Raw genomic sequence first — 6858 nt, 5'->3', positions numbered from 1 at the left:
AATCAAGCGGAGACTAAGCATGTAGAAAACTTCGGGGTTCCTCGTTTGGACGAGGGTTCGATTCCCTCCAGCTCCACCAAAACCCTGACAATCATTCGATTATCAAGGACACATTAGCAGGCGCACTCTTACCACCAGAGTGCGCCTTTTCTATCATTTCAGGCACAAATCTCCAACTGCGACGGTATGCCCACGAGCTGCCTTGTCTATAAATCCTTAATCAGCAAGGAATTATCTTTCCCGTAAACCACCTCGCGCATATTCAGGATGGTTTGCCACTCTTTGCCGAAATCGTTCTTGATGTCGATGCGGAAATCTTCCGATCCGAAAGTATCCACCTTGTCGAATAGATAACCGACACTGATACGGCCGATGTCCAAAGCCGGAATATAAGCCGGGATCACCTTGTCGCCCTCGGCGGGAGTCTCGATCACCAGCCCGATCTTCAGAAGCGTCTCCAACGTGTCCGAAGTCAGTTGGGTCGGAATGCGGTACCGTTCGGAAAGCGCGTCCGCCGTATACGGCTTTTCGCCCGCCTCGAAACGCTTGACGATAAGATACATGACAGTCAACAGAATAAAATCCCGGTAGCGTCGGCTGATATTCTTGGTCTCCTGCTCGAAATCGAACTTGCTGATATTCTGGTGTGCAAAAGCCAATGCAGCGCCGAACAAGCAGATGAACCAAGAGAGCTGCAGCCAGAGCAACAGCAGCGGCAGCGCAGCGAAACTTCCGTAAATGGCGTTGTATTTCGAGATCCATATTTGTCCGCTGATATACAGAATCTGGAAAATCTGGAAAACGACTCCCGTAAACAGGCCTGCGAACAGCGCACTGCGAAACTTGACTTTCGTATTCGGCACATACATGTACAAGAAAACGAACAGCAGGACAGTTATCAGATACGGAATGACTTTGACCACCGGTGCGATAGCCCAGCCCAGGATATGTTCCTGGCCAGCGGCGGTGTTGAGCATGATCGAGAATCCGGCATTGCAGATCAGAAAAACGGGCGTGATGACCAGCAAGGCCAGGTAATCGGTAAACTGGCGCACATAAGGCCGGCCGTGTTTGATCTGCCAGATGTCGTTGAAATTGCTTTCGATCTTGCTGAGCAGACTGAATATAGTATAGAGCAAAAGCACGATGCCCACACCCAGGAAGACGCCCCCTTTGGCATATTCGAGCGACTGGTCGATGAAACTCATGGCTTGGCGCAGCAGCCCCTCCTGTCCCGAGAAGTAGCGGAACAGCTCGCTTTGAACGATGTTCTGGAAACCAAAACCCCGGGCGATGGCAAACAGCACGGCGAGAATTGGTACGATGGAGAGCAGCGTGCTGTAAGTCAGCGCTCCGGCCCGGATGTTGAGTTGCGACCCGCTGATATTGCGGATCGCGAGGATGAAGCTTTTCAACAGGTTGAAAAGTCCGACCCGTTTAACCGAGCTGTCGATGCTGCTGATCCGCCAGATGTCATAAGTAAAGAAGCGGATCGTGTCGATAACGAACTGCTTTGTTTTCAGAAAAAGTTTCTTCATAATCCGACCGGTATAGGCCTGACAATCCGGTTCAGGAAATCGTTGAGCGGCTTCATCAGCTTGAACAGCCTCAGCGCTTCCGGAATATACCCCGGACTCGTGACCAAATCGTCCGCCATGTGCACCCAGACATAGAAATGGTTCAGCTTCAGATACTCCGCCGCCGGAGAATCCGCACTGAATCCCCTCGGCACCCGTTTGAGCACCTTATCCTCCCGACACAAGTCGCCTATATGTTTCCGAAATTCCGGTTCATTGACGATCGCACTGAACTCCTCCCAGTCCGTATCGATCGCCTGCCGGATTTTGTTCAACGAAGCGGCATGTTCTTCCGTAATGTAAAGCCCGCACGACACCACCGACATTCCTCCCGGCTCGACGTGCATATAGTAGCCCGACAACGGGCTGTGCCGGTCGCCGTCCGCATTCATCACCACGCCGAAATGGGTTTTGTAGGGTCTTTTGTCCGCCGTAAAGCGCAGGTTCCGGTTGATCCGGTAAATCAGTTTGGTCACATCCGGGTAGCCCAGCGACGGATCGAAGCGATTGATCCCCTCGACCATCCGCGCCGCATTTTCCAACACATTTTCCCGCGCCGCGTCATAGCGCGCCCGGTTTTCGTGGAACCACTCCTTGTAATTGTTGCGCCGCAGGTCGTCCAGAAATTCCAGCGTCGATTTTTCGATCATATCCTATTTCGTTTCGTTATTTCGGATCGATTCGTAGTGGGCGGCCCGTTTCGGATTCATCGGGAACCACCCCTTGAGCACCCGTTCCTGCTGCTCGAATACCTCCTTGATCGTCCAGAACGACGAAAAGGCGAACACCCCCAGCAAAGCCGACAACAGGACATGGTCCGTCAACATCGACCCCGCCGTCCCTGCTATTCCCAGCACGAGAAACAACCACCAGCACCGCGTGCCCCAGTAATATTCGGCCTTGACCACTACCGGATGGAACAAGCCGATAATCAGAAATGTGCAAATGCCTATCACCAATCCCAAAAGCCGATAATCCTGCAAAAACTCCATATTTCTCTTTTTCGTTTCGTAAAGATAGGAAAATGCCGCGGAAAACATCTCGACCGGCGAGAAATTCCGCGGCATTCATCCGTTCCGTCCCTTACTTTTCAGCCGCCCGCAGACGATCGTCTTCCAACAACCGCGCCGCCTCCTTCCGAAGATCGGACGCCGAAATCCCCAGTTTCGCAGCAATTCCCTTTCCGCAGCGCTCGTCGGCCAAGTAAAAGCGCGCCGCCGCCCGCAGACGAATGGCATCCGGCACCCCGGCCATCGCCTCCGCCGCATTTGAAATCGTCCGCTGCTGCTCGTCCGGCGGCAAAAGGCGGAACAGATCTCCCGGCTGGCTGTAATAATCCGTATCCGCGCGATGGTTGTAATGGAATGCATCGCCCTGAAGCGGCAGCGGCGGTTCGAGCCTTCCGCGGTCGTCGGCCGGCCCGCCGAAACTGTTCGGTTCGTAGTTCACCGCCCCGCCTCCGTTATCGTCCGAGCGCATCAGCCCGTCGCGATGGTAGTTGTGCACCGGCACGCGCGGCCGGTTCACCGGCAGGCTCTCGAAATTGGCACCCAACCGGTAGCGGTGTGCGTCGCCGTAAGCGAACAGCCTCCCCTGCAACATCCGATCCGGCGAAAAACCGACCCCCGGCACGTTGTTGGCCGGATTGAAAGCCGCCTGTTCGATCTCGGCGAAATAGTTCTCCGGATTGCGGTTCAGCTCCATGACCCCCACCTCGATCAACGGATAATCCTTGTGGCTCCACACCTTCGTGAGGTCGAACGGATTGACCCGATAGGTGAGCGCTTCGGCCTCCGGCATGATCTGGACGTAGAGCGTCCACCGCGGGAAATCGCCCCGCTCGATCGCCTCGAACAGGTCGCGCTGCGACGCTTCGCGATCTTTCGCCACGATCTGCGCCGCCTCCTTGTTCGTCAGGTTCTCAATCCCCTGTTGAGTCCGGAAGTGGAATTTGACCCAGAATCGCTCGTTCCGGGCATTGAGGAAGCTGTAAGTGTGGCTCCCGAAACCGTGCATATGGCGCAGGCTCTTCGGAATCCCCCGGTCGCTCATAAGAATCATCACCTGATGCAGCGACTCCGGACTCAGCGACCAGAAATCCCACATCGCCGTATTGCTCCGCATGTTGTTCTTCGGATCGCGCTTTTGGGTGTGGATGAAATCGGGAAATTTCAACGGGTCGCGGATAAAGAACACCGGCGTATTGTTCCCCACCAGGTCCCAGTTTCCCTCGTCGGTATAGAACTTCAGGGCGAAACCGCGCACGTCGCGCTCCGTATCGGCCGCGCCGCGCTCGCCGGCCACGGTGGAAAACCGGGCCAGCATGGGGGTCTGTTTGCCGACCTCGGCGAAGATCGAGGCTTTGGTGTAGCGGGTGATGTCATGCGTGACGGTGAAGGTGCCGAATGCCCCGGAGCCTTTGGCATGGACGACGCGCTCCGGAATGCGCTCGCGGTTGAAGTGGGCCAGTTTCTCGAGATACCAGACGTTTTGCAACAGGGCCGGGCCGTGTTCGCCGGCCGTTTCGATGTTCTGGTTGTCGGCCACGGGCTTGCCTGCCTGCGTGGTCAATCGGGGTTTTCTTTCTGTTTTCATAGGAAGCGGATCGTTTGTTTAATAATGGTCTGTGAAAATTCGGGTTCCATTCCCGCCGGAGAAACGCTATTTTTGCAACTATCAATTTTCAAACCAAACCAACCGCTTTTTTATGAAATCGACTCTGATTGCGGCGGCCCTCCTGCTGGTTGGTACGCCGATGAAATCGCAGGCCGAAAACGTGCCGAACGAACTGCGCATCATGACCTATAACGTGCGCGGCGGCCTGGGTATGGACGAGCGGCGCGACTACGACCGCGCGGCGGACGTGATCCGGAACCACCGGCCCGACCTCTGCGCCCTTCAGGAATTGGACAGTGTCACCGGACGCAACGGCAGAACCTACGCTTTAGGAGAATTCGCCGAACGGACGGGGATGCACGGCATTTTCGCCAAAGCGATCGACTACGATGGAGGCGCATACGGCATCGGCCTGTTATGCCGGGAAGAACCGCAGGCCGTAAAGCGTATCGCATTGCCGGGCCGCGAGGAGGCCCGTGTGCTGATCGCAGCCGAATTTCCGGAATATGTATTTATGGCTACGCATTTTTCGCTAACCGAAGCCGACCAGCTGACCTCGATCCGGATGATCGACAGCATCGCGGCTCTGTATCCGGATAAAGCCGTTTTCCTGGCGGGCGACCTCAACTTCACGCCCGATTCGGAACCGTTCAAGGCGCTGCGCAAGAGTTTCCTGCCGCTGACCGACACCAAACAGAAAAGCTGGCCGGCAGATACCCCGCGGGATGCGATCGACTACATCTGGGGATATATCGGAGGGGAGCGATATTACCGCGCCCGTGAACGCGGGGTGATCGATGCGCCGTACCAGTCGGATCATCGGCCGGCTTATGCCGATGTCGTTTACGGGCCTATCCTGCGCACCGATCCCTACTTGCAAAATCCGACGGGGAACGGCGTTACGGTCACGTGGCTGACCAATACGCCGGCGTACAGCTGGGTGGAGTACGGCACGGATACGGCCGACCTGCGGACGGCTCGCACGCTGGTGGACGGTCAGACCATGGCGGGAAACGAGTTGAACAAAATCCGGCTCGAACACCTCGTTCCGGGACAGCGGTATTACTACCGCATCCACTCGCGCGAGATGCTCTATTACGGCGGATACGAGAAACAGTTCGGGGGCACGGCGGCAAGTCCGTTCTATTCTTTCACCTTGCCTGCGGCAGATACGGAAAACTTTACGGCGGTTATTTTCAATGACTTGCATCAGTACCTCGGCACGTTCGACAAATTGCTGCAAGTTATCCGGAACAAAGGTGTGAAATACGATTTCGCGGTCTTCAACGGCGACTGCATCGACGATCCGGCTTCACGCACACAGGCGGTGGCTTCGCTTTCGCACTACACGGAGGGCATCGGGGCGGAGGAGATTCCGGTGTTCTTCCTGCGCGGAAACCATGAGATTCGCAATGCCTATTCGATCGGGTTGCGCGAGCTGTTCGACTATGTGGGCGGCAAGACTTACGGGGCGTTCAGCTGGGGCGATACGCGGTTCGTGCTGCTCGACTGCGGCGAGGACAAGCCGGACGACCATTGGGTCTATTACGGTCTCAACGATTTCGGGGGACTGCGCAAGGATCAGGTGGCTTTCCTTCAAACGGAGCTGTCGTCCAAAACATTTAAAAAAGCGGGGAAAAAGGTGTTGGTACATCATATTCCCGTTTACGGAAATACGGACAAATACAATCCGTGTCTGGAACTGTGGAATCCGTTGTTGCGGAAGGCGCCGTTCGCGGTGGCTCTGAACGGCCATACGCATCGGTTCGCTTACCATCCGGCGGGTTCGGAGGCGGGAAACGTGGGGTATCCGGTGGTGATCGGGGGCGGTTTCAAACCGGAGGATGCGACGGTGATGGTGCTCGAACGCCAGGGCAGGACGATGACGCTGAGGGTCTACGGTACGCAGGGCGACGAAAAACTGAAACTCGATTTATAGAACTTTAGGATGATTATGCCCAAAGGTCTGTCTTTTATAAAAGACAGACCTTTTTCTGTTATGGTTTTCAATGTGCTCTCCGCGTCTGCGGGCAGGCCGGGCGCCTCCCCTTCGAGAGACCTGCAATAAGGCAAAAGTGTCCTTGATTACAGCATTTCGGGTGTCCGACCCGAAAATTAACTGTACAATAGTATCCGGCCCGTCGCCAGCCCCCCGAAGGCCGCTGTGCGGCCTTGGCGACTGGGCCGCAGCTGCCGCGGGAACCATAATTAACGTACGCTTGTTATCGCCTCGAACTGGCTGGGCTCTTCATTTCTTTTGGCAGCAAAAGAACCGAGCAGCGTACCGAGGGCAAAGACCGCTTGCGGGCTATGCCGAGGTAGCGCGAGGAAGACCGCAGGTCAAACGAAGCAAAGAACAACCGCCTCCAGCCGGTTTCGCCTTGTCGGGCGTCCGTCCTGCGCGTCCCCCTCAAGGCAAAACACGACGCTTCCGGGGAATTTTTGTGCTTTCACCGAAATACCTGTTGTCAGCCGGAGCCAGCGGGACTTTGAGGTAGAGGCGGCCAATAAAACAGCCAACGGCTGCGGTTCGAGTGCCGAGCGGCCCTTCGCCCGGGGTGGCTCCGGGGCGTCATCGGGAGATCACAGTTGAAAAGTCCTTTCGCATCTCAGCAGCACCGTCCGACGCCGGCGATGCCGTTTAGGGTAGTTACAGACCGGATCG

At 56.2% G+C, this 6858-nt stretch carries 5 protein-coding genes and 1 other RNA gene; 2 read left to right on the top strand and 4 right to left on the bottom strand.

All coding sequences use genetic code 11. The features are described from left to right. Positions 1 to 79: a transfer-messenger RNA gene (ssrA, locus tag Q0Z93_RS09290) on the top strand; the annotation flags it as partial. A gap of 127 nt (positions 80 to 206) precedes the next feature. On the opposite strand, the gene Q0Z93_RS09285 is transcribed toward ssrA, so the two are convergent. The 4 genes from Q0Z93_RS09285 to Q0Z93_RS09270 all read right to left on the bottom strand — a co-directional run bounded on the left by Q0Z93_RS09285 (position 207) and on the right by Q0Z93_RS09270 (position 4172). Beyond that, positions 207 to 1538 (bottom strand): YihY/virulence factor BrkB family protein, encoded by a 1332-nt coding sequence (locus Q0Z93_RS09285; RefSeq protein WP_298064844.1) that lies wholly within the window; start codon positions 1536 to 1538, stop codon positions 207 to 209. After that, the gene (locus tag Q0Z93_RS09280; RefSeq protein WP_298064843.1) at positions 1535 to 2227 is read right to left on the bottom strand and encodes a DUF2461 domain-containing protein; all 693 of its coding nucleotides are present in this window, start codon (positions 2225 to 2227) and stop codon (positions 1535 to 1537) included. Before Q0Z93_RS09280 ends, Q0Z93_RS09285 begins: the two co-directional genes overlap by 4 nt. Before the next feature lie 3 nt (positions 2228 to 2230). Continuing rightward, positions 2231 to 2569: a DUF4491 family protein gene (locus tag Q0Z93_RS09275; RefSeq protein WP_298064841.1), complete on the bottom strand. Its 339-nt coding sequence runs from the start codon at positions 2567 to 2569 to the stop codon at positions 2231 to 2233. Positions 2570 to 2660: 91 nt separating this feature from the next. Continuing rightward, positions 2661 to 4172: a catalase gene (locus tag Q0Z93_RS09270; RefSeq protein ID WP_298064839.1), complete on the bottom strand. Its 1512-nt coding sequence runs from the start codon at positions 4170 to 4172 to the stop codon at positions 2661 to 2663. 112 nt (positions 4173 to 4284) lie between these two features. On the opposite strand from Q0Z93_RS09270, the gene Q0Z93_RS09265 reads away from it, so the two are divergent. Further along, positions 4285 to 6132: an endonuclease/exonuclease/phosphatase family protein gene (locus Q0Z93_RS09265; RefSeq protein WP_298064836.1), complete on the top strand. Its 1848-nt coding sequence runs from the start codon at positions 4285 to 4287 to the stop codon at positions 6130 to 6132. The last annotated feature ends 726 nt before the right edge of the window (positions 6133 to 6858 follow it).

This window comes from uncultured Rikenella sp., assembly GCF_947628055.1.
Lineage (GTDB): Bacteria > Bacteroidota > Bacteroidia > Bacteroidales > Rikenellaceae > Rikenella.
Note: the sequence above shows the minus strand (reverse complement) of the source record. Positions and strands in the feature narration are given on the sequence as shown.

What these genes read in the sequence shown, in the direction of transcription:
- Q0Z93_RS09265 (WP_298064836.1), top strand. Translation starts at nt 4,285, where the DNA reads ATGAAATCGACTCTGATTGCGGCGGCCCTCCTGCTGGTTGGTACGCCG.
- Q0Z93_RS09270 (WP_298064839.1), bottom strand. Translation starts at nt 4,172, where the DNA reads ATGAAAACAGAAAGAAAACCCCGATTGACCACGCAGGCAGGCAAGCCC.
- Q0Z93_RS09275 (WP_298064841.1), bottom strand. Translation starts at nt 2,569, where the DNA reads ATGGAGTTTTTGCAGGATTATCGGCTTTTGGGATTGGTGATAGGCATT.
- Q0Z93_RS09285 (WP_298064844.1), bottom strand. Translation starts at nt 1,538, where the DNA reads ATGAAGAAACTTTTTCTGAAAACAAAGCAGTTCGTTATCGACACGATC.
- Q0Z93_RS09280 (WP_298064843.1), bottom strand. Translation starts at nt 2,227, where the DNA reads ATGATCGAAAAATCGACGCTGGAATTTCTGGACGACCTGCGGCGCAAC.